The organism is Streptomyces sp. RK62 (assembly GCF_018070255.1).
GTDB lineage: Bacteria > Actinomycetota > Actinomycetes > Streptomycetales > Streptomycetaceae > Streptomyces > Streptomyces nigra.
Genome location: NZ_JAGPYD010000004.1, coordinates 209,925 through 235,443 on the forward strand (window position 1 = coordinate 209,925; position 25,519 = coordinate 235,443).

The window sequence follows — 25,519 nt, forward strand, 5'->3', positions numbered from 1 at the left end:
CTGTGATCTCTCCGGTCTCCTCGATGCCCCGGAGCGCCCACCGGCAGCGGCCGGAGGCGACTCCCTACGTGGACCTCACCCGCTCGGAGTGGAGTGCGCTGCGCGACAAGACCCCGCTGCCGCTCACGGCGGAGGAGGTCGAGAAGCTGCGCGGTCTCGGCGATGTCATCGACCTCGACGAGGTGCGGGACATCTACCTGCCGCTCTCCCGCCTCCTCAACCTCTACGTCGGTGCCACGGACGGTCTGCGCGGCGCGCTGAACACCTTCCTCGGCGAGCAGGGCTCCCAGTCCGGCACACCCTTCGTGATAGGCGTCGCCGGCTCGGTCGCCGTCGGCAAGTCCACGGTGGCCCGTCTGCTGCAGGCGCTGCTGTCGCGCTGGCCCGAGCACCCTCGCGTCGAACTGGTCACCACCGACGGCTTCCTGCTGCCCACCGAGGAACTGCAGGCACGCGGCCTGATGTCCCGCAAGGGGTTCCCGGAGTCGTACGACCGGCGCGCGCTCACCCGCTTCGTCGCCGACATCAAGGCGGGCAAGGACGAGGTCACCGCCCCCGTCTACTCGCACCTGATCTACGACATCGTCCCGGACAAGCGGCTCACCGTGCGCCGGCCCGACATCCTCATCGTCGAGGGCCTGAACGTCCTCCAGCCCGCTCTGCCGGGCAAGGACGGCCGCACCCGGGTCGGTCTCGCCGACTACTTCGACTTCAGCGTGTACGTCGACGCCCGCACCGAGGACATCGAGCGCTGGTATCTGCACCGCTTCAAGCGGCTGCGCGAGACCGCCTTCCAGGACCCCTCCTCGTACTTCCGCAAGTACACGCAGGTGTCCGAGGAGGAGGCCCTCGACTACGCCCGCACGATGTGGCGGACCATCAACAAGCCGAACCTGGTGGAGAACATCGCCCCGACCCGCGGCCGGGCCACCCTGGTCGTCCGCAAGGGCGCCGACCACAAGGTGCAGCGGCTGAGCCTGCGCAAACTGTGACGGCTACGCTGCCCCCATGCTCCACCTCCGACTGATCTCGCCGCCCGAACGGACCGAGGACGTCGTCCGGCTGATCGAGCGGACGGTGGGGACGACCCATCTCGTCGTCCTGCCCGGCGCGGCCCGCGACCCCGCCGGGGACCTCGTCCTGTGCGACGTGGCGCGCGAGGCGGGCGACCCGCTCCTGACCGGACTGCAGCGCCTGGGCCTGGAGGACGAGGGGGCCATCGCCGTGGAGAACGTCGACTTGACGCTGTCCCGGCGGGCCGAGCGAGCCGAGAAGGACGCGCCCGGCGAGGCCGCGGACGCCGTGCTGTGGGACCACCTGACGGAGGCCACGCACGAGGAGTCGACGCTCTCCGCGACCTATCTGGCGTTCATCACGCTCGCCACCATGATCGCCGCGTGCGGTGTGGTCCTGGACAACGCGGTGCTGATCGTCGGGGCCATGGCGGTCGGCCCGGAGTTCGGCCCACTGGCCGGGATCTCCACGGCGGCCGTGCAGCGGCAACCCCGGCTCGCACTGCGGTCGGTGGTCGCGCTCATCGCCGGGTTCGCCGTGGCGATGGCGGTGACCGTCGGCTTCAGCTGGTTCATGGACGCCCTGGGGCTGTTCTCCGAACGGCAGTTGGAGTCCGACCGGCCCAACACGGCCTTCGTCTACGCCCCCGACTGGTTCTCGTTCATCGTGGCGGTCCTCGCCGGGATCGCCGGAACGCTGTCGCTGACCTCGGCCAAGTCCGGCGCCCTGGTGGGCGTCGCCATCTCCGTGACGACGGTGCCGGCCGCCGCCAACGCGGCCGTCGCCCTCAGCTACGGCGACACCCGGCAGACCTGGGGCTCCTCGGAACAGCTCCTGCTGAACCTGCTGGGCATCGTCCTGGCGGGCACGCTCACCCTGGTGCTCCAGAAGTGGCTGTGGTCGCGGCAGCCGCGCAAGGTCAACGCCGTCTGAGAAGGCGTGGACCGCACGGCGCGGCACGCCGCGCGGTCCACCGCCTCGACGCCCCACGCCCGCGGCATCAGCCCCTGCCGCGGCCCACGGTGTCCTCCAGCCAGTCGAACACGACCTCGCAGTGCTGCTGGGGCGCCATCGGCGAACAGTGCAGTTGGGCCCCCGTGGCGGACGTCAGCCTGATGTACTCCTTGGGGGCGCGCAGCAGTTCGTACATCTCCCGCGGCTGGCCGGGGTAGAACTGCTCGTCCTCGTAGTCGAGCACGAGTGTCGGGGCCTCGATCCGGCGGACCACACCGGTGATGTCCATGGCCGCGACCCGCCGTGCGGCGGTCCAGAAGTCGGTGAACATCCGGCCCCGGCGCGCCTCGAGCATCGCCTCGACGGAGAACGGCTCGAACCGCTTCTTCACCAGGTACGCCTCGGACGGGCCCAGCTCGGGCACGACCTCCTCGTTCCAGATCCGGTTGGTCTCCTCCCGGTCCGGCGTGAGGATCTCCCTCAGCTCGGCCGGGAAGGCCAGCCATGGGTCGAGGCAGCCGGGCATCGCGACGAGCGCGGCGATCCGGTGGTCGAAGGCGGCGGCGCGCGGAGCCAGATCGCCGCCCATGGACAGCCCGGTCAGCGCGATCCGCCGGCCGTCGACGTCGGACCGGCGCAGCAGCCAGTCGATCAGGGGGCCGACCACCCGCTCCCAGCGCGGGGTGAATACCACCTCGTCGACGAAGAGCAACTGCCCCTGTCCGGGGCCGTCGTAGACGAGCGCGTTCCAGCCCCGGTCGAGGGCGGCCATGACCCCGTACGTCCACATGTCGACGTTCTGCCCGTCGCTGCCGTTGGTCAGGATCACCGTCGGGCGGGGTGTGCCGGAGGCGTCGGGCCGGAAGAACCACACGGGCAGCGGCGTCCTGCCGTACGGGACCCGGTCGGTGATGGCGGCGGGGTCGCAGAGCCGGGCGAACCTGTCCCAGTTGCGGCGCCCGGCGAGATAGAGCGGCTCCTCGTCACCCGGGGTGTGGGAGCCCAGGACGAAGAACAGCGCCTGGCCGTAGTACTGCGCGGCGCGCAGCGAGCGGAACCGGTCGGTCTCCCGGCGGCCGGTGCGCAGGGAGTCGAGCCGGTCGCCCCAGGCACGGAACTCCGCGGTGTACGTGTTCTCGTTCGCCCCGGCCGCGTTGATCGCGTTGACGGCGGTGAGGACTTCGCCGACCTCGGAGGCCCTGGCGCCCGCGGCCCCCAGGGCGAGCAGGGCGCCGAAGTTGAGACCCGGGTCGGCGAAGAGCTGCATGGCACCGGGCGTCGGCGAGCCGTCGGGGATCGGGCCGGCGGCGACGGCACCGGCGGGTGTGGCGGAGGCGGCCGGTGCGCCGAGGCCGACGGCCCCCACCGCTCCGGCGGCGCCCGCGAAGAGCCCGGCGAGCGCGGTCCTGCGGCTCGGCGCGCTGGAGGCGGCGTGAACGGGAGGCGGTACGAGGTTCCTCGATGAGTCCATGGACCCTGAAACTAGGGTCGCGTCCCGCGTCGGACGCGGCGCCACTCCACGCGCCACGGACCCGTCCCCCTGGATGGAGGCTCGTCACCGGCGGCTCGGCCGCGGTGGGCGAACCTCCGCTCCAGGAAGGCGCGGTCAGCCCAGCGCGGACTTCACCACGTCGGCCAGCCGGCCTGCCACGGACTGTGCCTGCTCGATGTCGGCGGCCTCGACCATCACGCGGACCAGCGGCTCGGTGCCCGAGGAACGCAGCAACACCCGCCCGGTGGCGCCGAGTTCACGCTCGGCCTCGGTGACGGCGGCGGCGAGTTCGGCCGAGGTCTTCACCCGCGACTTGTCGACGTCGGGGACGTTGATCAGCACCTGCGGCAGCCGGTCCATCACTCCGGCCAGCTCCCGTAGCGGGCGCCCGGTCTGCGCGACGCGGGCGGCGAGCAGCAGCCCGGTCAGCGTGCCGTCGCCGGTGGTGGCGTGGTCGAGGATGATGACGTGCCCGGACTGCTCGCCGCCGAGGGCGTAGCCGTGCTCCTTCATCTCCTCCAGGACGTACCGGTCGCCGACGGACGTCTGCACGAGCTTCAGGCCCTCGCGCTCCAGCGCCAGTTTGAAGCCCAGGTTGGACATGACGGTCGCCACCACGGTGTCGGAGCGCAGCTCGGAGCGCTCCCGCATGGCGAGCGCCAGCACGGCGAGGATCTGGTCGCCGTCCACCTCGTCACCGGTGTGGTCGACGGCGAGGCAGCGGTCGGCGTCACCGTCGTGCGCGATCCCGAGGTGGGCGCCGTGCTCGACGACGGCGGCCTTCAGCTTGCCCAGGTGGGTGGAGCCGCAGCCGTCGTTGATGTTGAGCCCGTCGGGCTCGGCCCCGATGGTGACGACCTCGGCACCGGCCCGCCGGAACGCCTCCGGGGAGACACCGGCCGCGGCGCCGTGCGCCTCGTCGAGGACGATCTTCAGCCCGTCCAGCCGGTTGGGCAGCACGTTCAGGAGGTGCCCGACGTAGGCGTCGAAGCCCTCCTCGTAGTCGCGCACCCGGCCGACGCCCGCGCCCGTCGGCCGCTCCCACGGCTCGCCGTGCCGGTGGGAGTCGTACACCGACTCGATCCGGTCCTCCAGTTCGTCGGCGAGCTTGTGGCCGCCGCGGGCGAAGAACTTGATGCCGTTGTCGGGCATGGCGTTGTGGCTGGCGGAGAGCATGACTCCGAGGTCGGCGCCGAGCGCGCCCGTGAGATACGCCACCGCGGGCGTCGGCAGCACGCCGACGCGCAGGACGTCCACCCCGGCGCTCGCGAGGCCCGCCACCACGGCGGCCTCCAGGAACTCCCCGGACGCGCGCGGATCCCTTCCGACCACCGCGGTCGGCCGGTGGCCCTCGAAGGTGCCCGCCTCGGCCAGTACGTGCGCCGCCGCCACGGAGAGACCGAGGGCCATCTCGGCCGTCAGATCCGCGTTGGCGACACCCCGCACGCCGTCCGTGCCGAAGAGTCGTCCCACTTGTCCTCCTGAGGAAACTTCATTTCCGGGAAGCGGAGCCGGCGCCCGCCCTGACGTGGCCGCCGGTGGCTCCCGCTCCCCGGCATTCCATGCCGGGGCGTCGGATCACACAAGCCTTTGAACGTCTTGTGCCGTTATACGCCCGCGCCCGGTGATAAGACGAACGCCCCGGCGGCACAGTGGCGTGCCGCCGGGGCGTTCGGAGTACCGGAGTACGTGCAGAGGCAGCTGGCGCTTAGCGCTTGCTGTACTGCGGGGCCTTGCGGGCCTTCTTGAGACCGGCCTTCTTGCGCTCGACCGCACGGTCGTCGCGCTTGAGGAAGCCGGCCTTCTTCAGCGGGCCGCGGTTGTTGTCGACGTCGGCCTCGTTCAGCGCGCGGGCGACACCGAGACGGAGCGCACCGGCCTGACCGGAGACACCGCCACCGGAGATACGGGCGACGACGTCGTAACGACCCTCGAGCTCGAGCACCTTGAAGGGCTCGTTGACTTCCTGCTGGTGCACCTTGTTCGGGAAGTAGTCCTCGAGGGTGCGACCGTTGATCTTCCACTTGCCGGTGCCCGGGACGATCCGGACACGGGCGATGGCGTTCTTGCGACGGCCCAGGCCGGCGGCCGGCTGGGGCTCGCCGAAGCGCGAGGCGAGGGACTCGGAGGTGTACTCGCCCTCCACCGGAACCTCGGACTCGCTGGTGTAGCTGTCGATGTCAAGCTCTTCGAGCGGCTGCTCGGCAGTGGTCTCGGCCACGATTCTCCTCAGATTCTCTTCAGTCTTAGGGGGTGGCCGGACTTACTGCGCGACCTGGGTGATCTCGTACGGCTGCGGCTGCTGCGCGCCGTGCGGGTGCTGGTCACCCTTGTAGACCTTCAGCTTCGAGAGCATCTGACGGCCCAGCGTGTTCTTGGGGAGCATGCCCTTGACGGCCTTCTCGATGGCCTTCTCGGGGTTCTTGTCGAGGAGCTCGTCGTAACGGACGGAGCGCAGACCACCCGGGTAGCCGGAGTGGCGGTACGCCATCTTCTGGGTCCGCTTGTTGCCGGAGAGGTGCACCTTGTCGGCGTTGATGATGATGACGAAGTCACCAGCGTCGACGTGCGGCGCGTAGATCGGCTTGTGCTTGCCCCGGAGGAGCGTCGCGGCAGTGGTGGCGAGACGACCCAGGACGACGTCCTGAGCGTCGATGACGTGCCACTGGCGCGTCACATCGCCGGGCTTGGGGCTGTACGTACGCACGGTTCGTAGCCTTCGCTTCGAGTGAATGGTCCTGAACAGGTCACCGAAACGATCACGACAGCCTGAGCCACTGCGGCGACGCATACCGCGTACGTGGGGTTGCTGGTCATCGGCCCGGTGGACCGGTGTAAGGGCCCGTCCCGTGAGAATGAGCAAGCCAATACACAACGAACATGCAGGATACCTGCGGCGCCCCAGCCGGGTCAAAACGGGTTGCCCACGGCCGGCGTCGCTGTTCCGTGCCCAGGGTAGTCGACGCGCGGGGCCCTCCCGCTCACCCGCCGGACGCACCGCTGCGCTCCGCCACCCCGCGCGAGGGCGGGACCGGCACGGACGGCGCCGCCTCCGGGCCGGGCCGCCGCAGGGCGTGCAGGCCCACCGTCACCGCCAGGGCGCACAGCGTCACCGCGTCCCGGAAGGCCCGCCGCTCCCCCTCCTCCAGATAGGGCCAGGTCACGCCGGGCAGCTGCGGCACCAGCGCCATCCAGAACCAGACCGAGCGGGTCACCGAGGCCGCGTAGGGCAGCCCCGCCAGCAGCAGCGGCACCGGGACCAGCAGATAGTGGTCGTACGACGGCCGGGAGACCAGGAACGCCGAGAGCATCAGCAGCGCACCCGTCTCCGCGTACCGCAGGGGGCCGCCGCCCCCGTGCCAGCGCCGGTACGCGCACCAGACGCCGGCCGCCGCCAGCGCGCACCCGATGGCGCCGGCCAGCGGCCCGGGCACCCCCATCCGGGGCAGCACGGCCGCCGGGGAGGCCTCGTAGAGCCGTACGAACCGGTCGTCGCCGCTGAGCAGGAACGGCACGGTCCGGGTGAAGAACCCGGCCGGGTCCGGCAGGGTCAGGGCCGCGCCGGCCGAGACCGCCACCGGCAGCGCGACCAGCACCGCGAGGGCTCGCCACCGCCGGGCGAACACGAACAGCAGGGCCATCGGCGCGAGCAGCGGCTTCAGCGCGATCGCGGCGCCGAGCACCACCGCGGCGGCCACCCAGCGCCCGCGTCCCGCGAGCAGCAGTGCCAGGGGCAGGGCCAGGGCCGCGGTCGCCGTCCAGTTGCCCAGCCAGACGAGATGGGCGAAGGGGGCGAAGCCCGCCGCGAGCCCCAGCAGCCCGAGCGCGGCGAAGCGGCTGCGCAGCGGGACGCCGTGCAGCCGCAGCGCGCAGACCCATCCGCCGACCAGGCAGCCGGTCACCGTGAGGGGCGCCAGTACGAGCAGCACGTCCCGGTCCACCAGCACCTGCGGGGCCGCGGCGAGCACCGCGCTCGGCAGATAGAGGAAGTGGGGGTCGTCATACGGCGAGCCGCCCTCCAGCCAGACCTTGGCCGCGCGGACGACGATGGCGTTGTCCATGCCTCCGCGCGAGGTCAGCCGGGCCGTGCGCGCCACGAGGGCTCCCAGCACGGCGGCCAGGGCGACCCACAACGGCACGTTCGCCGGTCGTACCAACCACCCGGAGATGTCGCTTTTGCGCTCGCTCATCCCCTGAACGCTAGGTGCCGAAGGGCCCTTTGGGGCGGACCGGCACACCCGAGCTCCGTCTAAGATGCGCCCCATGAGCTACGGGCAGCAGGGGGGACCCCCGTCCCAGTGGGATCCCTGGAAACCGCATTCCCAGCAGCCGTGGAACGACGGCACCGACCAGACTCCGGACTGGGCCGCGCTCGCGGAGGCGTCGGAGACCCGCAACAAGCGGCGTCGGCTGCTGTTCATCGGCGGTGGCGCGCTGGCCACCGTCGCCATCGGCGCGGCCGTGGCCGTGGCGGTGGTGTCGGCGAACGGGGACAACTCCGCGTCCGGCTCTCCGGCTTCGGGTCTGCCCTCGACGGCCGACCTGCCGGGTGAGTCGGCGGGCGCGCCGTCGTTCGCGCCGACGAGCGCCCCGCCGCCGCTGGACCCGAAGGACTTCATCGCCAGCAAGAACAAGGACACGGCCCCGCTCGGCGCCCAGATCCTCTTCCCCGGCACCCAGCTGACGATGGGGGAGACGGTCTACAAGAAGGGCGCGACGGAGGACACGAAGAACTGTTCCGCCGCCACCAAGGGCGGGCTGCCGAAGATCCTGGCCGAGGGCGACTGCACCCGCTTCATGCGCGTCTCGTACGTCAAGGACGGCATCGCGGTGACGGTCGGCGTGGCCGTCTTCGACACCGAGGCGAAGGCCCAGAAGGTCAAGGGCAAGGTCGACACCAAGAAGGACATCGTCCGCTCGCTGTCCGGCAAGGGCGTCAAGGACTTCTGCACCTCGGCGGTCTGCCGTTCGACGTCCAACTCGTACGGCCGCTACGCCTACTTCACCATCACCGGCTTCACCAACGGCCGGGACATGACGGACAAGGACACCGCCGCCTTCAAGGCCGGTGACGACCTGGCCGAGTTCACGTTCCGTCAGATCCGCCGGCGCGGCGAGGCGCAGGCGTCGGCGGCGGCCGGCGAGTGACCGGCCGCCCGTAGGGCCTCACCGGGCCGGGGATCCCGGCCCGGTCAGAGCCGCTTGGCGCTGCGCAGCGTCTTCGCGTAGTAGCCGTTGCCGTCGAGCCGGGAGACACCGCCGACGTCGCCGATGGTGGGTCCGTTGACCTCCTCGCGGCTGGACACGAAGATCAGGTGCCCCTCGGTGTCGTGGCCGAGGACCATGCCGACGTGGTCCAGGCGCTGGCCGGTGCGGGTGTCCAGCTTGAAGAAGACCAGGTCGCCCGGCTGGAGCTGGTCGATCGCGGCGGGCCGGTCCTTCGCGGAGATGCCGCTGAGCGGCAGGATGTCGGCGCCCACCTGGGAGCGGGCCATGCCGTTCGCGGTGCGGGGCAGGCCGTCGCCGGAGGTGTCGGAGGACATCAGCGGGAAGCGCGCCCGGTAGCCCAGCACCATCCGGATGAAGCCCGAGCAGTCGATGGAGCGGGCCCGCATCGACTCCGGCTGCCCGACGGTGCCGTCCCGGAACGGGTAGGGCACCTGGAGGTAGTCGTAGAAGTCGGACTGCTCCAGGCGCAGGTCGCCGCCCTCGGCGCCGGTGGTGTTCAGCGGCCCGAAGTTGGCGTCACCGGCGTAGACGACACCCTGCTCGTCCTTCTTGTCCGGGGCGCCCGCCACGTACTGGAAGGCGAACGCGAAGATGTCGTCCTCCTTGCTGTCCTTGTACTCGGCGTACCAGTCCTTGAACCACTTCTTGTTCTCGGCGCCCTTGGTCCACGGCTCCGGCATCAGCCGCACCCAGTCCGTGGTGCTGACCTTGGACGCGGTCGACGCGGGCTCCTGGAAGGTGCGGGCCGGACCGGTCAGCGTCGCGGTGCGCGCGCCGTCCGTGAAGACGGCCTTGATCTGGCCGTCGGCCCCGCGCAGCACCGAGCGCGCCGGGTTCTCCAGCCGCGACCAGGTCGTCTTGCCCTCGGCCGCCCCCGTGCTGCGGCCGCCCTCCAGGACGCCGACGTTGCGCACCTCGGTGATCCCCCGGTCCTCCTGCTTGCGCAGCTCCACCGTGAGGTAGCCGGAGGTGCCGACCAGCGCCAGCAGCACCAGGCCGGTGACGACGGGCCTCGACTTCTTCTTCCCTGCCATCGATAGCTCCTCGGTTCTCAGACGGTCGGCATGACGCCGAGCAGCAGGCCGGCGGCGACGACGATGTAGGCCATGAGGGACACCGTGCCGGTGGCCAGCAGCGTGGCCCCCTTGGGCTGGCGCACCATCTGGTAGGCGATCAGGCCCGGCACGATGAAGCCGAGCGTCTGGTTGCCGTACAGCAGCGGGAACTCCAGGGAGAGCACGATCATCACCGTGGCCTGGAGGAGCACGCCGAGCAGCACCACGGCGGCGAACAGCCGCTTGCCGTAGAGGATCACCAGCCGCTGCATGATCTTGGTGCCGCCATAGGTGAGGGCGGTGACGCCCACCACCATGGCCGCGCGCTGGAGGTCCTCGATGAGGGTCAGCGCCAGCCAGCCGGGGGTGATCATTCCGCCGGGCGACAGGTTGGTCGTGAGATAGCACAGCAGCGAGAAGAACAGGCCTATGGCGATGCCCAGGGCGGCCATCTCGGGGGTCAGGGCGGCGGTGGTCAACGGGGTCTCCGGACGAAGGGTGCGGGTTCGTGGGCGGGGCGGGCGGCCTGCGGGGCGGGCCGCCCCGCGGGGTCAGGCGCGCGGGTGGTGTCCGCCGTCGCCGGCCGGCGGGCGCGGTGGCCTGCCCTGGTGCTCGTCGGGGTGCGGCTGCCGCGGCGGGCGGCCCGTGCCGTGGGGCTGCCCGGGGTGGTGGGCGTCCGGGCCGGCGCCCTGCGGGAGCTGCGGCCGGGCGGGCTGGTGCGGTGCGCGCTGAGGGCGGCCCGACGTCTGGAACCAGTTGGAGACCTGCTGCTCCCCGCTAGGGGCGGGCTGCTGCTGCGCGTACGGCGCCACCGTGCCGTGCCCCTGCTGCGGGGCGTGCGGGGCGTGTCCCCCGTCGTGCGCGCCCCAGCCGTCGGCCTGCCGGCCCGGTGCCTGCGCCCCGGCGTAGGCCGACGCGGTGTCGCCGTACGACGCGACCGGCTGCTGCGGGATCCGGACGACCGGGATCTCCTGGGTCTGCGAGGCCTGGTACCGCTCCTCGTACGCCGTCGGGTAGGAGGCGTACGGGTCGAGGCGCTGGGCCTGCTGCGGGGCGCTGGTCACCGCCTCCGGGGCCTCCTCCACCGCGCTCTCGTCGGCGGGCAGCTCGGCCAGGTACTCCAGCAGCTCCTCGCCCTGCCCGTGGATGTTGCCGATGGCGACCAGGGAGGAGCCGTCGGCCATCCGGCCGAGGAGGGTCGGCATGAACTCGTCCGCCGAGCGGCGCTCGCCGCCGAGGTCGACCGCGCGGTCGCGCCAGTCGGCCGGGATGGCGTCGATGGCGCTCTTGGCCGGGTGGCCGATCACGAAGACGTTGTCCGGCTGCAGGTCGGGGATGATCTCGCCCATCTGCCCGTTGCGCTCCACCCGGTCCGGGCGGCAGTTGATCACGACGTTCAGGGGGCGGCGGATCGCGCCGAGGTCGAGCAGCTGGTTGATGTTCATCAGCGTCGACTCGGGGTCGTTGGCCGCGAACACGTTGGCGAAGGCCAGCCGCTTGCCGTCGGGGGCGACATAGCGCTCCACGGAGAGCACACCGGGGTCCGGCGGGGCGTCGTACATGCCCTGCAGGGCGACCTGGCGCTCGACGCCCAGCAGCTCGGCGACGACCAGGGCGATCGCCACGTTCTCCTTGAACGTGAACCAGCTGAAGCCGCGCAGCTCCTCGTCGGTGACGGTCTCCGGGTCGGCGTAGACCAGCTTGCAGTTCCGGGCGTCCGCCTCCTCCTGGAGGATGTGGAAGCGCTCCTTCTCGGCGGTGACGCAGATGCCGTCCTCCGGCATCGAGCGGCACAGCGAGCGCGCCACGTCGTCCAGGGTGGGGCCCATCTCGGCGAGGTGGTCCTCGCGGACGTTGCACAGCACGCCGATCGTCGAGCGGATCAGCTTGCTCTGGTTGACCTCCTGGAGCGCCGGCATGACGGCCATGCACTCGATGACGAGCGCGTCGGGACGGTAGGTGGCGGCCCGGCGGACGATGCCGATCTGCTCGACGACGTTGGCGATGCCGAACTTGCGGTAGACGGGCTCCTCGGTGGCGTCCGGGTGGATGAAGCGGGCCGCGGTGCCCGTCGTCTTGGCCACGGTGACCAGGTCACCGCCGCGCAGGGCGCCCGCGCACAGCCGGGTGATGGACGACTTGCCGCGGATGCCGTTGACCAGCACCCGGGAGGGGATGGAGTGCAGCGCGGCGTAGTGCCTGCGCTGCTCGATGATGCCGGCGACCAGCAGGAACACCCCGCCGATCAGCAGCACGAAGTACAGGTAGAGCACGTCCGGTCACCTTCCTCCGGCGCCGAGCCGGGGCTCGGCACTCCGGCGCGCCTGGTTCTGCCTGCGAGCCTGCAGCTGCTGGCGGACCAGTTCGAGGCTGCGGACGACGGCGCCCACCTCGTCGTGGTAGCGGGGGTACAGCACGGTCTTGAGGTCGCCGTCGGCCAGCTTCTCGGCGCTGCTCGCCAGGGCACGCAGCGGCCGGACCACGACCAGGTGGATCCAGCCCAGGCACACCACGATCAGGGCGAGCCCGAGCATCCCGGCGAGGACGCTGCGGTCCTCGCGCTCGTACGCGGCGATCTCGAAGTGCTTGGCGTTCTGCCAGCTCACGACGGTCCAGCCGATGTCGGAGGCCACGCCGCCGCCGGAGAAGGGCGCCGCCGCGGCGACGGTGACCGAGCGGCCCTCGCGGATGAGCAGCCCGTTCTCCACGGGTCCGGCGCCGACCCGCAGACCACCGGCCTTCACGAGGTCGGTGAGCGAGTCGCGCGGCAGCCCCTCGAAGGCGAGGAAGCCGTCGCTGGCGCCGATGGTCCGGGCCTTCGCGTCGACGACCCTGACCTCGCCGAGGCCGGGCCGGGCCAGCAGCGAGTTCAGGAACTCGACGCGGATCTCGCCGACGAGCGTCATGCCCTTGTGCTCCGGCACGGCGGCCGCGGCCTGGATCACCGGCTTCTTGCCGCCCTCGCCGGTCACCCGGATCAGCGGGGCGTCCTCGCCCTTGGTCCCCTCGTCGTCGCCCCAGCCGGCGTGCGGCTCGTCACCGGCGCGCGCGATCACGTCGCCGCCCCGGTCGAGGACGTAGAGGGAGCCGTAGCGGGTGTGCTCGCCCAGGGCGTCGGACAGGACGTCCGAGGCGGTGTCCGCGTCGGACGGGTCGATCAGCCGGGTCATGGACGCGAGGTCGGCCTGGGCCTCGTTCAGCGCCCGGCGGACCCGGTCGGCGACGAGGTCGGTGCGGTCGCGCTGGTCGTTGACCATGGTGCTGGGCACGCTGACGGAGGCGTCCGTACGGTTGAGCAGCAGGCCGACGGGGACGCACCACAGCAGGAGCAGGAAGGCCGTCAGGGCGAGCGGCACCCGCAGCCCGAACCGGCCGCGGCGGCCGGTGCGCTGGGTGGAGGGCTCCACGTCCCCGCCGGCCAACTGCGCGCGCAGCCGTTCCAGGGCGGCGCCGACCCGGGCGGCCTCGCCCCAGCGGGGCACGGCGACGGGCCGGGTCAGATCACCGCGGGCGAGCCGGCGGGACTCCAGGAAGAGGGCGAGCAGGGGCCGCTGCACGGCCCGCCAGAGCAGGGCGGCCGCGAGCAGGCCGACGACGACGAGCACACCGGCCGCGATCAGCCCGTACAGCTCGCGCTCCTGCCCGGCGGCCTCCTCCTGCACCACGGGGAGCATGGCCACGACGGTCAGGCCGAGGCCCGCGCCGACGCTCTTGCGCTGCTCGGGGTCGGCGGAGGCGAGGGAGGCGTAGCCGGCGGTGGCGATCCGTCCGTTGTAGGAGTCGCCGAGCAGGGTGCCGCTGACGCCGGGGTAGCCGCGGGAGCCGGGCTCGCGGGCGCTGACCGGGTCCTCCTCGGTCTCCTCGGCGGCGTCCTCGGAGAGGCGGCTCATCTGCTTCTGGAGGAAGGTGAGCTCGTCGCGCTCGGCGTCGGAGTTCAGCGCCTCGGCCTGCTCGAAGCCTGCCGTGGCGAGGATCTCGCCGCCGCGGGCCACGACCGCCATCGAGCGGAACGGGCCGAGGTTGATGGCGGGGACGGAGAGGCTGTTGGAGGCGATGAGGAGCTGCTGCGGGCGGTCCTTCCAGTCGAGGAGCGCCATGGTCATCAGCCGCACGTCGCCGGTCTTCAGCCGGACCATGCGCGGCGTCAGGGCGTTGTCGCCGGTGAGCGCGTCCTTGTCGAGCCAGCCCAGAGGAATCGTTTCACCACGGGCGGCGAGCACCTTGCCGCTCTCCAGGTCCAGCACGGTGGTGCCGGTCCACTTCTGGTACGTGTTGCTCAGGTCCGACAGGACCCGCTCCGGCTCCGTGTACTTCCCGGCGTTCAGCACGGCCGCGGTGCGGTTCAGGTCGGTGACCCGCTCGTCGATCGACGCGCGTAGGGCGATGGCGCCGTCCTCCGCGAAGTGCTGCTGGGACCCCAGCACGGCATTCGGCACGACGGGCTCGCCGGCCGGGCCCAGCACCTTCGCGGTCAGCCCGGCCAGGGCGACGATCAGCAGGCACAGCAGCGCGATCGGCGGGCGCACGCCGCCCAGCAGCGGCATGTCGGCGCGTCTGCGCATGCGCCGCCGACCGCCGCGTCCTGGACGCGCGGAGCCTTTGGTTGGAGTCACCGGTGGTTTCCTTCGCCTCTTCACTACTCGGGCGCTCGTGGCAACCACCGCTGACGCGGGCAGGAGACGCCGTCGCTTTAAAAGACTTCCGACAGGCGCGGGGGTTGGGCTCCCGCACCCAAGAGCTTGCTGTGTCCCTTGTCACTTCCCGAGGGACAGCGGCTCGAGGCCGTCGCCGCCGGGTGCGCCCCGGTTGTAGAGGAAGCCGCGCGTCCGGTCGGCGGCCAGCCGATAGCGGGCGATCCGCTCCTCGGACAGCTCGCCGGGGTGGTCGAGCGCGTCCTGGACGTCCACCAGCCGGTGGTCGACGACCGCGCCCTTCGGGGCCTTCTCCCCCGCCTCCAGCTCCGGCGGGATGTCGACCAGCGTGGTCCGGTAGCGCGCGTCGACCTTCCAGCCGTCCGTCGTCTCCTTGAACTCGAACCAGCCGATCGCGCCTTCCTCGGTGAGGCCGGTCGGCGAGGAGTGCCGGGCGACCTGGTTGCCCAGGCTGTAGGCGATCCAGGTGCCGTTGACCTTCTGGATGGGCTGCACGACGTGCGCGTGGTGACCGATCACCAGGTCGACCCCGGTCTCCTCGGTGATCCGCTCGGCCAGCTCCAGCTGCGGCACGCTCGGCTCGTTGTAGTGCTCCAGACCCCAGTGCACGGAGAGGATCACGACCTCGGCGCCCTTCTTGCGGGCGCGCGCCTCGGCCTTCTTGATCTCGTCGGTGCTGAGCCGGTTGAACGCCCACTGCTGCTTCTCGGGCGTCGGGTTGAGGAACGACTCCCACGAGAACGCCAGGTGAGCGACCTTGACGCCGTTGACGTCCCGGATGTTGATCTGCTCTGCTTCCTTCGGCGTCCGCGCGGACCCGGTGTGGCCGAGGCCCACCTCGTCCATGGCGTCCAGCGTGCGCTTCACGGCCTTCAGGCCATGGTCGAAGGTGTGATTGGAGGCCGTCGAGCAGGTGTCGTACCCCACGTCCTTGAGGGTCGTGAGGATCTGCGGCGGGACCAGGAACTCGGGGTACCCCTCGAAGGGTCCCTTGGGGGTGCCGACCGGCGTCTCCATGTGGCAGATGGCCAGGTCGGCCTTGCTGATGACGGGCTTCACGCCCGCCATGAGCGGCCCGAAGTCCAGCCCGGCCTGCCCCTCCCCGGTCTTCTCGGCGTCCTTGGCCGCCTGGTCGACCAGCTCGGGGTGGATGAGCACATCACCCGCGGCGGCGACGGTGAACGAGCGGCCACCCGGCTTCACCTGGGTACCGGACGGCTCGGAGGAGGTGCAGGCGGCCACGAGGCCCGCCAAAGCCCCCAGAACCGCCACCGAGCGACCTATACGGAGAGACTTACGGAATGTCACCGCGACATACTCACATGCCACTCACATCTCGATCACGCTCGTTCGTCACAAGAACATCACGTTTCACTCGCTTTCTTGCCCCGGTGGTTTTGACCGTCGCACTGGCCGCCTGCGACACGACGTCGTCCGAGGGCCCGGAACAGTCCGCTCCGCGGGCCCGTGAACTCGTCGATCTGCGCAGCCGCATCCTCGACTACACCGCGGACCTCACGGCCGACGGCGACTACTCCGCGCCGGACGACGACGAGCGCGAGCGGCTCGCCGAGGGCGTGGGCCACCTGCTCGACGGCGACGCCGCCGAATCCGCGCGTGTGCTCGACTCTCTCGGCCTCGCCGTCACCCGCCTCACCGACACCGACTCCGGCCGCCGCTACGACGAGATAGCCGCCACCAGACCCGACTCCGACGCGGCGACCTGGGGCCGGCTCTATCTGAACGCCGACTCCGCCCTGCGCTGGAACGTCCAGGTGCCCCACCCGGTCTCCGACCGCGACACCGAGGATCTGGGCGTGCGGCTGCTGGAGGGCACCCCGTCCGGCTCACTGATCCTGGCCGGCGCGCACCGCAAGGCAGGGCGCTCCGGCGCCGCCGACGTCGCCCACCGCGAGGACAGCGCCTTCCACACGGTCGTCGAGGAACTGCAGAAGCGCGGGGTGCCCGGCCTCCAGCTGCACGGCTTCACCCGCAACTCCGAGCGCCCCTACCGGGCCATCGTCTCCGGCGGCGCCGCCCAGAGCGCGCCCGCCGAGGCAACGGCCCTGGCCGACCGTCTGGAGGCCGACGGCCTGCGGGTCTGCCGGGGCTGGTCCGACCGCTGCCCGCTGGAGGGCACGGCCAATGTGCAGGGCAGGTCGGCCGAGCGCCGGCACGCCCCGTTCCTGCACGTGGAGCTGTCCTCGGCCGCCCGCGGCGACGGCCGCGACGCCGACGACACCGCGGACGCCCTCGCCGACACCCTGGCCACCTGGGCCCGGGACTGAGCTCAGCAGCAGCCGGCGCCGGGCAGCGTCCGCTTGTTGCGCGCCTCCTTGTTCCGCGCGGCGAGCAGCTCGTCCGCGGGATAGCCGACCTCCTCGAGGGTCAGCCCGTGCGGCCGTACGACGTGCACGGCGGAGTCCCGGACCCCGGCCGCGAGCACCTTGCCGGGCCAGTCGGGCGGGCGGTGCCCGTCCCCCACGAACAGCAGAGCGCCGATCAGCGAGCGCACCATGTTGTGGCAGAAGGCGTCCGCCCGCACGGTCGCCGTGACGATCCCGTCGTCGCCGCGCACCAGGCTCAGCTCCTGGAGCGTGCGGATGGTCGTCGCGCCCTCGCGCTTCTTGCAGTACGCCGCGAAGTCGTGCTCCCCGAGGAGCCGGCGCGCCGCCTCGTTCATGGCGTCCACGTCGAGTGGCCAGTCGTGCCACAGGACGTGGTTGCGCAGCAGCGGATCGACGCCCCCGGGGTTGTCGGTCACGCGGTAGGCGTACCGCCGCCACACCGCCGAGAACCGGGCGTTGAACCCGGCCGGCGCCTCGCGCAGCGCCCACACCCGCACATCCCGGGGCAGCCGCCCGGCGAGCCGCTTGAGCAGCTTCTCGCTGTGCTCGGCCCATACCGCGCGCGGCAGATCCACGTGCGCGACCTGCCCGCGCGCGTGCACCCCGGCGTCCGTCCGCCCCGCCACGGTCAGCTCGTACGTGGTGTCCCCGGACCGTGTGACGGTCCGCAGCGCGTCCTCGATCTCCCCCTGGACGGTCCGCCGCCCGCCGGCCTGCTTGGCCCACCCGGAGAACTCGGTGCCGTCGTACGACAGATCGAGGCGCAGCCGTACGTACCCGGGTTCCACTTCGTCACTCACCCGTAGATCCTCTCAGCGAAACGAAAGCGGGCCCGCCCCCCGGAAGGGACGGACCCGCGATCGAACAGCCCGGACTAGGCGTCCTTCGACTCCTCGGCGGGAGCCTCGTCGGCCTTGGTCGTGTCGACCGTGGCCTCGGTGGCCTCGGCGTCCTTGGCGGCACGCTTGGTGGCGGCCTCGGCCTCACCGGTGGCCTCCTGGGCGACCGTCAGCGCCTCGACCAGCTCGATGACAGCCATGGGCGCGTTGTCGCCACGGCGGTTACCGATCTTGGTGATCCGGGTGTAGCCACCCGGGCGGTTCTCGTACCGCGGGCCGATCTCGGTGAAGAGCGTGTGGACGATGCCCTTGTCCGTGATGACCTGGAGCACCTGACGGCGGTTGTGAAGGTCGCCCTTCTTCGCCTTGGTGATCAGACGCTCGGCGTACGGCCGCAGACGGCGGGCCTTCGCCTCGGTGGTGGTGATCCGGCCGTGCTCGAAGAGGCTCTTCGCCAGGTTCGCGAGGAGGAGCTTCTCGTGCGCGGCGCTGCCGCCCAGACGGGCACCCTTGGTGGGCTTCGGCATGTTCTTTCTCCTGTGTGTCTGCCCCGGCCGTATCAGGTACCGAGGTCAGTATCCGAGCAGGCGGTCGCCTGTCGGAGATCCGGGCACAGGCCCCGCAAGGGGCCGTGCCCGGAAGGGGCGCGGGGAACTGCGCGAGAAACCACAGCGCACCCGCACCCAAGTACGGACCGGATGGCCCGAGCTCTTAGTACTGCTCGGTCTCCACGAACCCGGCGTCCGCGTCGTCGTCCGCCCCGAAGGCGTCCGCGGCAGCGGTGGGGTCGAACCCGGGAGGCGAGTCCTTCAGCGCCAGGCCCATACCCGCGAGCTTGGCCTTGACCTCGTCGATGGACTTCGCACCGAAGTTGCGGATGTCCAGCAGGTCCGCCTCGGAGCGGGCGACCAGCTCACCCACGGAGTGGATGCCCTCGCGCTTGAGGCAGTTGTACGACCGAACGGTGAGCTCCAGCTCCTCGATCGGCAGCGCCAGATCGGCGGCAAGGGCGGCGTCCGTCGGGGACGGACCCATGTCGATGCCCTCGGCGTCGATGTTCAGCTCGCGGGCGAGACCGAACAGCTCGACCAGGGTCTTGCCGGCGGAGGCCATGGCGTCACGGGGACGCATCGCCTGCTTGGTCTCGACGTCGACGATCAGCTTGTCGAAGTCGGTCCGCTGCTCGACACGCGTGGCCTCGACCTTGTACGTGACCTTCAGCACCGGCGAGTAGATCGAGTCGACCGGGATACGGCCGATCTCCTGGCCCACCTGCTTGTTCTGCACGGCGGAGACGTAACCGCGGCCACGCTCGACCGTGAGCTCCATCTCCAGCTTGCCCTTGCCGTTGAGCGTGGCGAGGACGAGGTCGGGGTTGTGCACCTCGACACCGGCCGGGGGCGCGATGTCGGCGGCGGTGACCAGACCCGGACCCTGCTTGCGCAGGTACATCACGACCGGCTCGTCGTGCTCCGAGGAGACGACCAGCTGCTTGATGTTGAGGATCAGGTCGGTGACGTCCTCCTTGACGCCCGGCACGGTGGTGAACTCGTGCAGGACGCCGTCGATGCGGATGCTGGTGACAGCGGCACCGGGGATCGACGACAGGAGGGTGCGGCGGAGGGAGTTGCCGAGGGTGTAGCCGAAGCCCGGCTCCAGCGGCTCGATCACGAACCGGGAGCGGAATTCGTCGACGACCTCTTCGGTCAACGAGGGACGCTGAGCGATCAGCATGTGTGGATCAGATCCTTCTTTCGTGGACGCCCGCTATTTGACGTCCGACGGAAACCGCCCCCGGCAAGAGGGACGGGTACTGCAAGGGTACGGGCGATACGGCCCCGAAGAGCCGTACCGCCCGAAAAGCCCGGTGAAGCGTGCGTCAGACGCGACGGCGCTTCGGCGGACGGCAACCGTTGTGCGGGGTCGGGGTGACGTCCTGGATGGAGCCGACCTCGAGGCCCGTGGCCTGCAGGGAGCGGATCGCGGTCTCACGACCGGAACCCGGGCCCTTGACGAACACGTCGACCTTGCGCATGCCGTGCTCCTGGGCGCGGCGGGCAGCCGACTCGGCGGCCATCTGCGCGGCGAACGGCGTGGACTTCCGGGAGCCCTTGAAGCCGACGTGGCCGGCGGAGGCCCAGGAGATCACGTTGCCCGACGGGTCCGTGATGGAGACGATCGTGTTGTTGAACGTGCTCTTGATGTGCGCGTGGCCGTGAGCGACGTTCTTCTTTTCCTTGCGGCGCACCTTCTTGGCAGCGCCCTGACGACCCTTGGGGGGCATCTGTACTCCTACGGGAGGTGGTCGGTCCTACAGCGAAGACCGCTGGACTGCGAAGTCCGCTGAGGACTACTTCTTGCCCGGCTTCTTCTTGCCGGCGATGGCGCGACGCGGGCCCTTGCGGGTACGCGCGTTGGTGCTGGTGCGCTGACCGCGGACGGGCAGGCCGCGACGGTGACGCAGACCCTGGTAGGTGCCGATCTCGACCTTGCGGCGGATGTCGGCCTGGATCTCGCGACGGAGGTCACCCTCGGTCTTGATGTTGTTGTCGACGTACTCGCGGATCGCGACGAGCTGCTCCTCGGAGAGGTCGCGGACGCGGGTGTTCGGGTCGACGCCGGTCGCGGCCAGCGTCTGCTGCGAAAGGGTCCGGCCGATGCCGAACACGTAGGTGAGGGCGATCTCCACGCGCTTTTCGCGCGGGATGTCAACACCGGAAACGCGTGCCATTCAATGGCTCCAGTTGGTTGTCGGAGGTCTTCCGCAGAACCGGCTCCCAGCCGCCGTACCAGGTACGAACTGGGTCCCCGGCCTCCGAACCGGGGGTGTCAGGCGATCGCTCGCCCGGGTCCTGCGTATGAACAAATTCAGCTCGCGTCGCGCGAATCTCTGCGATAGCGGTGCAGAGGGGTGAGGTCGTGCGTCAGCCCTGGCGCTGCTTGTGGCGCGGGTTGTCGCAGATGACCATGACCCGGCCGTGACGGCGGATCACCCTGCACTTGTCGCAGATCTTCTTGACGCTCGGCTTGACCTTCATGGGGTGAGGTTCTCCGGGTCAGTGCCAACGCCCCGGCAAGACCGGGGCCCGGGCAAGATCTACTTGTAGCGGTAGACGATCCGGCCACGCGTGAGGTCGTACGGAGACAACTCCACCACGACCCGGTCGTCAGGGAGGATGCGGATGTAGTGCATACGCATCTTGCCGCTGATGTGTGCCAGGACCTGGTGGCCGTTCTGGAGCTCGACCTTGAACATGGCGTTCGGCAGAGACTCGACGACAGTGCCCTCGATCTCGATGGCACCTTGCTTCTTGGCCACGCTTCGCCCTTCGGAATCGACTACCTTGATCGACCCGTGCACTTTTCCTGTCTCGGTGAGATACAGGCGCATGCGGACATGCGGGTACACAAGAGCCGACGAGTCAGTCTACGTCAGCGCACCCGGAAAGACGAATCGGGGAAGTCTGCCCCACGCGAGTGATCCTTACGCAAGCGGATCGGGAGCGGCCGTGACACCGAGCTCGGCCAGCTTGGCCTTCCCCCCGTCGGGGGCGGTGAGGACCAGGGGGCCCTGCTCGGTGAGCGCGACCGAGTGCTCCCAGTGGGAGGACCACGTGCCGTCGGTCGTGATGACCGTCCAGTCGTCCTCGAGCACCTCGGTCTTCGGCGTGCCGAGCGACACCATCGGCTCGATGGCCAGGCAGAAGCCGGGGACCAGCTTGGGGCCCTTGCCCCGCCGGCGCTCCACGTAGTTCAGCAAATGCGGGTCCATGTGCATCTCGGTGCCGATGCCGTGGCCGCCGTAGTCCTCGATGATCCCGTAGCGGCCGCCGCCCGGCTTGGGCTGGCGGCGGATGTACGTCTCGATGGCACGGGAGATGTCCACGAGGCGGTTGCCGGGCTTCATGGCCGCGATGCCGGCCCACATCGACTCCTCGGTCACCCGGGAGAGCTCGACCAGCTCGGGCGCGTGCCCGGAGCCCACGAACGCCGTGTAGGCGGCGTCGCCGTGCCAGCCGTCGACGATGGCACCGCAGTCGATGGAGATGATGTCGCCGTCCTTGAGGACGACCTCCTCCGACGGGATGCCGTGGACGACGACGTCGTTCACGGACGTGCAGATCGTCGCGGGGAAGCCGCCGTAGCCCAGGAAGTTCGACTTGGCGCCGTGCTCGGCGAGCACCTTGCGCGCGACCTCGTCCAGGTCCTTGGTGCTGGCCCCCGGCACCGCGGCCTCCCGCGTGGCGGCGTGGATGGCGGCGACGACGAGCCCCGCCTGCCGCATCTTGGCGATCTGCTCGGGGTTCTTGATCTGCACCATGCCGGGTTGCGCCTCCTGAACAGCGTCTATAGCGGCACCCCAGGATACGCTCACGCGCGAACGCACGGAAAAGCCCCCGTCGCTGCCGGTGAGCGACGGGGGCTTTTTCGTGGAAAGAGCGGACTACTGCTGGCCGGCCTTGTCACTCTGCAGCGCCTGCATGGCGCGCGCCGTGACGTCCTCGACCTTGCCGAGCGCGGAGATGGTCACGACCAGACCCTGCGCCTTGTAGTAGTCGATGATCGGCTCGGTCTGCGTGTGGTAGACCTCGAGCCGCTTGCGGACCGTCTCCTCCGAGTCGTCGTCCCGCTGGTACAGCTCGCCGCCGCAGACGTCACAGACGCCCTCCTGCTTCGGCGGGCTGTACGTCACGTGGAAGACGTGGCTGGAGTCCTTGCGGCAGACCCGCCGCCCGGCGATCCGCTTGACGACCTCGTCCTCGGGGACCTCGAGATCCAGCACCGCGTCGAGCTTCATGCCCGCGGCGCTGAGCATCTCGTCGAGCGCCTCGGCCTGCGACACATTGCGCGGGAAGCCGTCGAGCAGGAAGCCGTGCTCGGCGTCCGGCTGCTCCATGCGGTCCTTGGCCATCCCGATGGTGACCTCGTCCGGCACCAGGTTGCCCGCGTCCATGTAGGACTTCGCGAGCTTGCCGAGGTCCGTCTGCTGGCTGATGTTGGCGCGGAACAGGTCGCCCGTGGAGATGTGCGGGATCGACAGGTTGTTGGCCAGGAACGCGGCCTGCGTTCCCTTCCCGGCACCCGGCGGCCCGACGAGGACGATTCGCATCAGCGGAGGAACCCTTCGTAATTGCGCTGCTGGAGCTGGCTCTCGATCTGCTTCACGGTCTCGAGTCCCACACCCACGATGATCAGGATGCTGGTCCCGCCGAACACGAAGTTCTGGTTTGCCCCAAAACCAGCCAACGCCATTGTCGGCACGAGAGCGATCAGGCCCAAGTACAGCGAACCCGGCCAGGTGATCCGGTTGAGTACGTAGCTCAGGTACTCAGCGGTCGGTCGGCCAGCCCGGATGCCCGGGATGAAGCCACCATACTTCTTCATGTTGTCGGCGACTTCTTCGGGGTTGAAGGAGATGGCGACGTAGAAGAAGGCGAAGAAGACGATCAGCAGGAAGTACAAAGTGACGTGGATCGGGGCGTTGGGCTCGGCCAGGTTCTTCTCGACCCAGACCTTCCAGTCCGCGGTCCCGCTGGAGAACTGCGCGATGAGCGCCGGGATGTAGAGCAGCGACGAGGCGAAGATGACCGGGATCACACCGGCCTGGTTCACCTTGAGCGGGATGTACGTGGACGTGCCGCCGTAGGAACGGCGTCCGATCATGCGCTTGGCGTACTGGACGGGGATCCTGCGCTGAGCCTGCTCCACGAAGACCACCAGGCCGACCATGACGAAGCCGACGAGCATCACGGTGCCGAACTCGATCCAGCCGTCCGCGAGGTCGCCCTGCTCCTTGATGGCCCACAGCGAGGCGGGGAAGGTCGCGGCGATCGAGATGAACATCAGGATCGACATGCCGTTGCCGATGCCGCGGTCGGTGATGAGCTCGCCGAGCCACATGACGACGGCCGTACCGGCGGTCATGGTGATGACCATCGTGATGGTCGTGAAGATCGACCGGTCCGGGACGATCTGGCCGGCCACCGCGCACTGGGGGAACAGCGAGCCGCTGCGGGCCGTCGCGACGAGGCCGGTGCCCTGGAGGATGGCGAGCGCGACCGTGAGGTAACGGGTGTACTGCGTGATCTTCGCCGTACCCGCCTGGCCCTCCTTCTTCAGGGCCTCCAGACGCGGGATCACGACGGTCAGCAGCTGCAGGATGATGCTCGCCGTGATGTACGGCATGATGCCGAGCGCGAAGATCGTGATCTGCAGCAGCGCTCCGCCGCTGAACATGTTGACCAGGCCGAAGATGCCCTGGTTCGTGCTCGCCTGGTCGATACAGACCTGAACGGCCCGGTAGTCGACGCCGGGGATCGGGATGTGTGTACCGATCCGGTAGATCACGATGATGCCGAGCGTGAAGAGCAGCTTCTTGCGCAGGTCGGGCGTCTTGAACGCCCGGGCGAACGCGGTGAGCACGGTGCCTCCTGCGACCCCCGCGCAACTGCGTCAAGGGTGACGGTCTGAGGTTCGACTGATAGGGAACGACTTAGCTAACGGTCAACTGCCGCTCAGAGTGCCCCACTGGAGCACCCGGTGAAAGTGGGCAGTGCAGGCCACCTTACCGGCGAGACCGCCCCCCTAGGAACGACCAACCGGGGATACCCCATTTGTGGGGTATCCCCGGTCGGGATCGCTCAAGTCATCGAGACGCCTGATGCAATCAGACGAGCTCGGTGACGCTGCCGCCGGCGGCGGTGATCTTCTCCTTGGCGGAGCCGGAGACGGCGTCGACCGTCACCTGCAGCGCCACGGAGATCTCGCCCTGGCCGAGCACCTTGACGAGGCTGTTCTTGCGAACGGCACCCTTCTCGACCAGGTCCGCGACCGTGACCTCGCCGCCCTCGGGGTAGAGGGAGGCGAGCTTGTCCAGGTTGACGACCTGGTACTCGGTCTTGAACGGGTTCTTGAAGCCCTTGAGCTTCGGGAGACGCATGTGGAGGGGCATCTGGCCACCCTCGAAGCGCTCCGGAACCTGGTAACGGGCCTTGGTGCCCTTGGTACCACGACCGGCCGTCTTACCCTTCGACGCCTCACCACGACCGACACGGGTCTTCGCGGTCTTGGCGCCCGGGGCGGGACGGAGGTTGTGGATCTTCAGCGGGTTGTTCTCCGCCATGATCAGTCGACCTCCTCGACCGTCACGAGGTGGCGGACGGTGTGCACCATGCCGCGGAACTCGGGACGATCCTCCTTGACGACCTGCGTGTTGATGCCCTTGAGACCAAGGGACCGCAGGGTGTCGCGGTGGTTCTGCTTGCTGCCGATGTAGGACTTGACCTGCGTAATCTTCAGCTGCGCCATGATTACGCACCCGCCCCGGCACGCGCACGCAGCAGAGCCGCGGGGGCGACGTCCTCGAGCGGCAGACCACGGCGGGCCGCGATCTCCTCGGGACGCTGCAGGCCCTTCAGGGCCTCCACGGTCGCGTGCACGATGTTGATCGCGTTGTCGGAGCCGAGCGACTTCGACAGCACGTCGTGGATACCGGCGCACTCGAGCACGGCGCGCACCGGGCCACCGGCGATAACACCGGTACCGGGCGACGCGGGCTTGAGCAGCACGACGCCGGCAGCCTTCTCACCCTGGATGGGGTGCGGGATGGTGCCCTGGATACGGGGGACCTTGAAGAAGTGCTTCTTGGCCTCCTCAACACCCTTGGCGATGGCGGCCGGCACCTCCTTGGCCTTGCCGTAACCGACACCCACGGTGCCGTCACCGTCGCCCACCACGACCAGCGCGGTGAAGCTGAAGCGACGACCACCCTTCACAACCTTGGCGACGCGGTTGATCGCGACAACGCGCTCAACGTACGCGGTCTTCTCGGCGGCGGCGTTGCCACCGTCGCGACCCTTCCGGTCCCGCCGCTCGCCGCCACCGGCACCGCCACCGCGGCGCTGGGGTCCAGCCATTGGAATTACCTCTCTCTGTT

At 70.1% G+C, this 25,519-nt stretch carries 27 protein-coding genes; 4 read left to right on the forward strand and 23 right to left on the reverse strand.

Annotation, left to right across the window (positions count from 1 at the left end):
- The first annotated feature begins 23 nt into the window (after positions 1 to 23).
- Positions 24 to 992 carry a type I pantothenate kinase gene (gene coaA / locus KBY32_RS09720; protein ID WP_055622517.1) on the forward strand — a complete coding sequence of 323 codons (969 nt, stop codon included), beginning with the start codon at positions 24 to 26 and terminating at the stop codon, positions 990 to 992.
- 16 nt (positions 993 to 1,008) lie between these two features.
- Positions 1,009 to 1,947, forward strand: coding sequence for a DUF389 domain-containing protein (locus KBY32_RS09725; protein WP_210979637.1), 939 nt, complete (start codon positions 1,009 to 1,011; stop codon positions 1,945 to 1,947).
- 67 nt (positions 1,948 to 2,014) lie between these two features.
- Here the strand turns inward: KBY32_RS09725 and KBY32_RS09730 are convergent, their stop codons facing one another.
- The 5 genes from KBY32_RS09730 to KBY32_RS09750 all read right to left on the reverse strand — a co-directional run bounded on the left by KBY32_RS09730 (position 2,015) and on the right by KBY32_RS09750 (position 7,650).
- Positions 2,015 to 3,439 carry a S9 family peptidase gene (locus KBY32_RS09730; RefSeq protein ID WP_210979638.1) on the reverse strand — a complete coding sequence of 475 codons (1,425 nt, stop codon included), beginning with the start codon at positions 3,437 to 3,439 and terminating at the stop codon, positions 2,015 to 2,017.
- Positions 3,440 to 3,574: 135 nt separating this feature from the next.
- Complete coding sequence (gene glmM, locus KBY32_RS09735; protein WP_210979639.1) at positions 3,575 to 4,933, reverse strand: phosphoglucosamine mutase; 1,359 nt, start codon at positions 4,931 to 4,933, stop codon at positions 3,575 to 3,577.
- A gap of 235 nt (positions 4,934 to 5,168) precedes the next feature.
- Positions 5,169 to 5,681 carry a 30S ribosomal protein S9 gene (rpsI, locus tag KBY32_RS09740; protein WP_055622521.1) on the reverse strand — a complete coding sequence of 171 codons (513 nt, stop codon included), beginning with the start codon at positions 5,679 to 5,681 and terminating at the stop codon, positions 5,169 to 5,171.
- Positions 5,682 to 5,723: 42 nt separating this feature from the next.
- Complete coding sequence (gene rplM, locus KBY32_RS09745) at positions 5,724 to 6,167, reverse strand: 50S ribosomal protein L13 (protein WP_010036634.1); 444 nt, start codon at positions 6,165 to 6,167, stop codon at positions 5,724 to 5,726.
- 274 nt (positions 6,168 to 6,441) lie between these two features.
- Positions 6,442 to 7,650 (reverse strand): glycosyltransferase 87 family protein, encoded by a 1,209-nt coding sequence (locus tag KBY32_RS09750; RefSeq protein WP_210979640.1) that lies wholly within the window; start codon positions 7,648 to 7,650, stop codon positions 6,442 to 6,444.
- Between the two features lie 73 nt (positions 7,651 to 7,723).
- Between KBY32_RS09750 and KBY32_RS09755 the strand changes: the two genes are divergently transcribed.
- A complete protein-coding gene (locus KBY32_RS09755; protein ID WP_055622523.1) occupies positions 7,724 to 8,608 on the forward strand; it encodes a hypothetical protein in 885 nt (294 codons plus the stop codon).
- A gap of 44 nt (positions 8,609 to 8,652) precedes the next feature.
- Here the strand turns inward: KBY32_RS09755 and KBY32_RS09760 are convergent, their stop codons facing one another.
- From KBY32_RS09760 to KBY32_RS09780, 5 genes are all read right to left on the reverse strand, one after another.
- Positions 8,653 to 9,723 (reverse strand): C40 family peptidase, encoded by a 1,071-nt coding sequence (locus tag KBY32_RS09760; RefSeq protein WP_210979641.1) that lies wholly within the window; start codon positions 9,721 to 9,723, stop codon positions 8,653 to 8,655.
- 17 nt (positions 9,724 to 9,740) lie between these two features.
- Entirely contained in the window at positions 9,741 to 10,223 is a 483-nt protein-coding gene (locus tag KBY32_RS09765) for a poly-gamma-glutamate biosynthesis protein PgsC/CapC (protein ID WP_030950648.1), read from the reverse strand.
- A 72-nt stretch (positions 10,224 to 10,295) separates the two neighbouring features.
- Positions 10,296 to 12,017, reverse strand: coding sequence for a poly-gamma-glutamate synthase PgsB (gene pgsB / locus KBY32_RS09770; RefSeq protein WP_210979642.1), 1,722 nt, complete (start codon positions 12,015 to 12,017; stop codon positions 10,296 to 10,298).
- Positions 12,018 to 12,023: 6 nt separating this feature from the next.
- Positions 12,024 to 14,288, reverse strand: a complete 2,265-nt coding sequence (locus KBY32_RS09775; protein ID WP_210979750.1) for a HAMP domain-containing protein — start codon at positions 14,286 to 14,288, stop codon at positions 12,024 to 12,026.
- Positions 14,289 to 14,498: 210 nt separating this feature from the next.
- Positions 14,499 to 15,668: a CapA family protein gene (locus KBY32_RS09780; protein WP_308293687.1), complete on the reverse strand. Its 1,170-nt coding sequence runs from the start codon at positions 15,666 to 15,668 to the stop codon at positions 14,499 to 14,501.
- Positions 15,669 to 15,787: 119 nt separating this feature from the next.
- On the opposite strand from KBY32_RS09780, the gene KBY32_RS09785 reads away from it, so the two are divergent.
- Positions 15,788 to 16,684, forward strand: coding sequence for a hypothetical protein (locus KBY32_RS09785; protein ID WP_308293688.1), 897 nt, complete (start codon positions 15,788 to 15,790; stop codon positions 16,682 to 16,684).
- Positions 16,685 to 16,686: 2 nt separating this feature from the next.
- Here KBY32_RS09785 and truA read toward each other — a convergent pair whose 3' ends face one another.
- The 13 genes from truA to rpsE form a co-directional block, all read right to left on the reverse strand.
- Positions 16,687 to 17,544: a tRNA pseudouridine(38-40) synthase TruA gene (gene truA, locus KBY32_RS09790; RefSeq protein ID WP_055622526.1), complete on the reverse strand. Its 858-nt coding sequence runs from the start codon at positions 17,542 to 17,544 to the stop codon at positions 16,687 to 16,689.
- Between the two features lie 74 nt (positions 17,545 to 17,618).
- Complete coding sequence (rplQ, locus tag KBY32_RS09795; protein WP_210979644.1) at positions 17,619 to 18,110, reverse strand: 50S ribosomal protein L17; 492 nt, start codon at positions 18,108 to 18,110, stop codon at positions 17,619 to 17,621.
- A 184-nt stretch (positions 18,111 to 18,294) separates the two neighbouring features.
- Positions 18,295 to 19,317 (reverse strand): DNA-directed RNA polymerase subunit alpha, encoded by a 1,023-nt coding sequence (locus KBY32_RS09800; protein ID WP_003966937.1) that lies wholly within the window; start codon positions 19,315 to 19,317, stop codon positions 18,295 to 18,297.
- Between the two features lie 145 nt (positions 19,318 to 19,462).
- Entirely contained in the window at positions 19,463 to 19,867 is a 405-nt protein-coding gene (gene rpsK, locus KBY32_RS09805; protein ID WP_003956432.1) for a 30S ribosomal protein S11, read from the reverse strand.
- Positions 19,868 to 19,933: 66 nt separating this feature from the next.
- On the reverse strand, positions 19,934 to 20,314 hold the full coding sequence (gene rpsM, locus KBY32_RS09810; RefSeq protein WP_004984507.1) for a 30S ribosomal protein S13: 381 nt from the start codon (positions 20,312 to 20,314) through the stop codon (positions 19,934 to 19,936).
- A 193-nt stretch (positions 20,315 to 20,507) separates the two neighbouring features.
- On the reverse strand, positions 20,508 to 20,621 hold the full coding sequence (gene rpmJ / locus KBY32_RS09815) for a 50S ribosomal protein L36 (RefSeq protein ID WP_003974245.1): 114 nt from the start codon (positions 20,619 to 20,621) through the stop codon (positions 20,508 to 20,510).
- Positions 20,622 to 20,680: 59 nt separating this feature from the next.
- Entirely contained in the window at positions 20,681 to 20,902 is a 222-nt protein-coding gene (gene infA / locus KBY32_RS09820) for a translation initiation factor IF-1 (protein ID WP_003948620.1), read from the reverse strand.
- Between the two features lie 165 nt (positions 20,903 to 21,067).
- Positions 21,068 to 21,904 carry a type I methionyl aminopeptidase gene (gene map / locus KBY32_RS09825; protein WP_210979645.1) on the reverse strand — a complete coding sequence of 279 codons (837 nt, stop codon included), beginning with the start codon at positions 21,902 to 21,904 and terminating at the stop codon, positions 21,068 to 21,070.
- 123 nt (positions 21,905 to 22,027) lie between these two features.
- Positions 22,028 to 22,693: an adenylate kinase gene (locus tag KBY32_RS09830; protein ID WP_210979646.1), complete on the reverse strand. Its 666-nt coding sequence runs from the start codon at positions 22,691 to 22,693 to the stop codon at positions 22,028 to 22,030.
- A complete protein-coding gene (gene secY, locus KBY32_RS09835) occupies positions 22,693 to 24,006 on the reverse strand; it encodes a preprotein translocase subunit SecY (protein ID WP_055622530.1) in 1,314 nt (437 codons plus the stop codon). Before secY ends, KBY32_RS09830 begins: the two co-directional genes overlap by 1 nt.
- A 244-nt stretch (positions 24,007 to 24,250) precedes the next feature.
- Complete coding sequence (rplO, locus tag KBY32_RS09840; protein WP_055622531.1) at positions 24,251 to 24,706, reverse strand: 50S ribosomal protein L15; 456 nt, start codon at positions 24,704 to 24,706, stop codon at positions 24,251 to 24,253.
- 2 nt (positions 24,707 to 24,708) lie between these two features.
- The gene (gene rpmD, locus KBY32_RS09845) at positions 24,709 to 24,891 is read right to left on the reverse strand and encodes a 50S ribosomal protein L30 (protein ID WP_003974250.1); all 183 of its coding nucleotides are present in this window, start codon (positions 24,889 to 24,891) and stop codon (positions 24,709 to 24,711) included.
- A 2-nt stretch (positions 24,892 to 24,893) separates the two neighbouring features.
- Complete coding sequence (rpsE, locus tag KBY32_RS09850) at positions 24,894 to 25,499, reverse strand: 30S ribosomal protein S5 (protein WP_055622532.1); 606 nt, start codon at positions 25,497 to 25,499, stop codon at positions 24,894 to 24,896.
- Positions 25,500 to 25,519 lie beyond the last annotated feature (20 nt).

What these genes read in the sequence shown, in the direction of transcription:
- KBY32_RS09760 (WP_210979641.1), bottom strand. Translation starts at nt 9,723, where the DNA reads ATGGCAGGGAAGAAGAAGTCGAGGCCCGTCGTCACCGGCCTGGTGCTG.
- coaA (WP_055622517.1), top strand. Translation starts at nt 24, where the DNA reads ATGCCCCGGAGCGCCCACCGGCAGCGGCCGGAGGCGACTCCCTACGTG.
- KBY32_RS09755 (WP_055622523.1), top strand. Translation starts at nt 7,724, where the DNA reads ATGAGCTACGGGCAGCAGGGGGGACCCCCGTCCCAGTGGGATCCCTGG.
- map (WP_210979645.1), bottom strand. Translation starts at nt 21,904, where the DNA reads ATGGTGCAGATCAAGAACCCCGAGCAGATCGCCAAGATGCGGCAGGCG.
- rpsK (WP_003956432.1), bottom strand. Translation starts at nt 19,867, where the DNA reads ATGCCCCCCAAGGGTCGTCAGGGCGCTGCCAAGAAGGTGCGCCGCAAG.
- KBY32_RS09725 (WP_210979637.1), top strand. Translation starts at nt 1,009, where the DNA reads ATGCTCCACCTCCGACTGATCTCGCCGCCCGAACGGACCGAGGACGTC.
- rpsE (WP_055622532.1), bottom strand. Translation starts at nt 25,499, where the DNA reads ATGGCTGGACCCCAGCGCCGCGGTGGCGGTGCCGGTGGCGGCGAGCGG.
- KBY32_RS09830 (WP_210979646.1), bottom strand. Translation starts at nt 22,693, where the DNA reads ATGCGAATCGTCCTCGTCGGGCCGCCGGGTGCCGGGAAGGGAACGCAG.
- rpmD (WP_003974250.1), bottom strand. Translation starts at nt 24,891, where the DNA reads ATGGCGCAGCTGAAGATTACGCAGGTCAAGTCCTACATCGGCAGCAAG.
- rpsM (WP_004984507.1), bottom strand. Translation starts at nt 20,314, where the DNA reads ATGGCACGCGTTTCCGGTGTTGACATCCCGCGCGAAAAGCGCGTGGAG.
- rpmJ (WP_003974245.1), bottom strand. Translation starts at nt 20,621, where the DNA reads ATGAAGGTCAAGCCGAGCGTCAAGAAGATCTGCGACAAGTGCAGGGTG.
- KBY32_RS09750 (WP_210979640.1), bottom strand. Translation starts at nt 7,650, where the DNA reads ATGAGCGAGCGCAAAAGCGACATCTCCGGGTGGTTGGTACGACCGGCG.
- KBY32_RS09730 (WP_210979638.1), bottom strand. Translation starts at nt 3,439, where the DNA reads ATGGACTCATCGAGGAACCTCGTACCGCCTCCCGTTCACGCCGCCTCC.
- rplQ (WP_210979644.1), bottom strand. Translation starts at nt 18,110, where the DNA reads ATGCCGAAGCCCACCAAGGGTGCCCGTCTGGGCGGCAGCGCCGCGCAC.
- rplO (WP_055622531.1), bottom strand. Translation starts at nt 24,706, where the DNA reads ATGGCGGAGAACAACCCGCTGAAGATCCACAACCTCCGTCCCGCCCCG.
- KBY32_RS09800 (WP_003966937.1), bottom strand. Translation starts at nt 19,317, where the DNA reads ATGCTGATCGCTCAGCGTCCCTCGTTGACCGAAGAGGTCGTCGACGAA.
- KBY32_RS09775 (WP_210979750.1), bottom strand. Translation starts at nt 14,288, where the DNA reads ATGCCGCTGCTGGGCGGCGTGCGCCCGCCGATCGCGCTGCTGTGCCTG.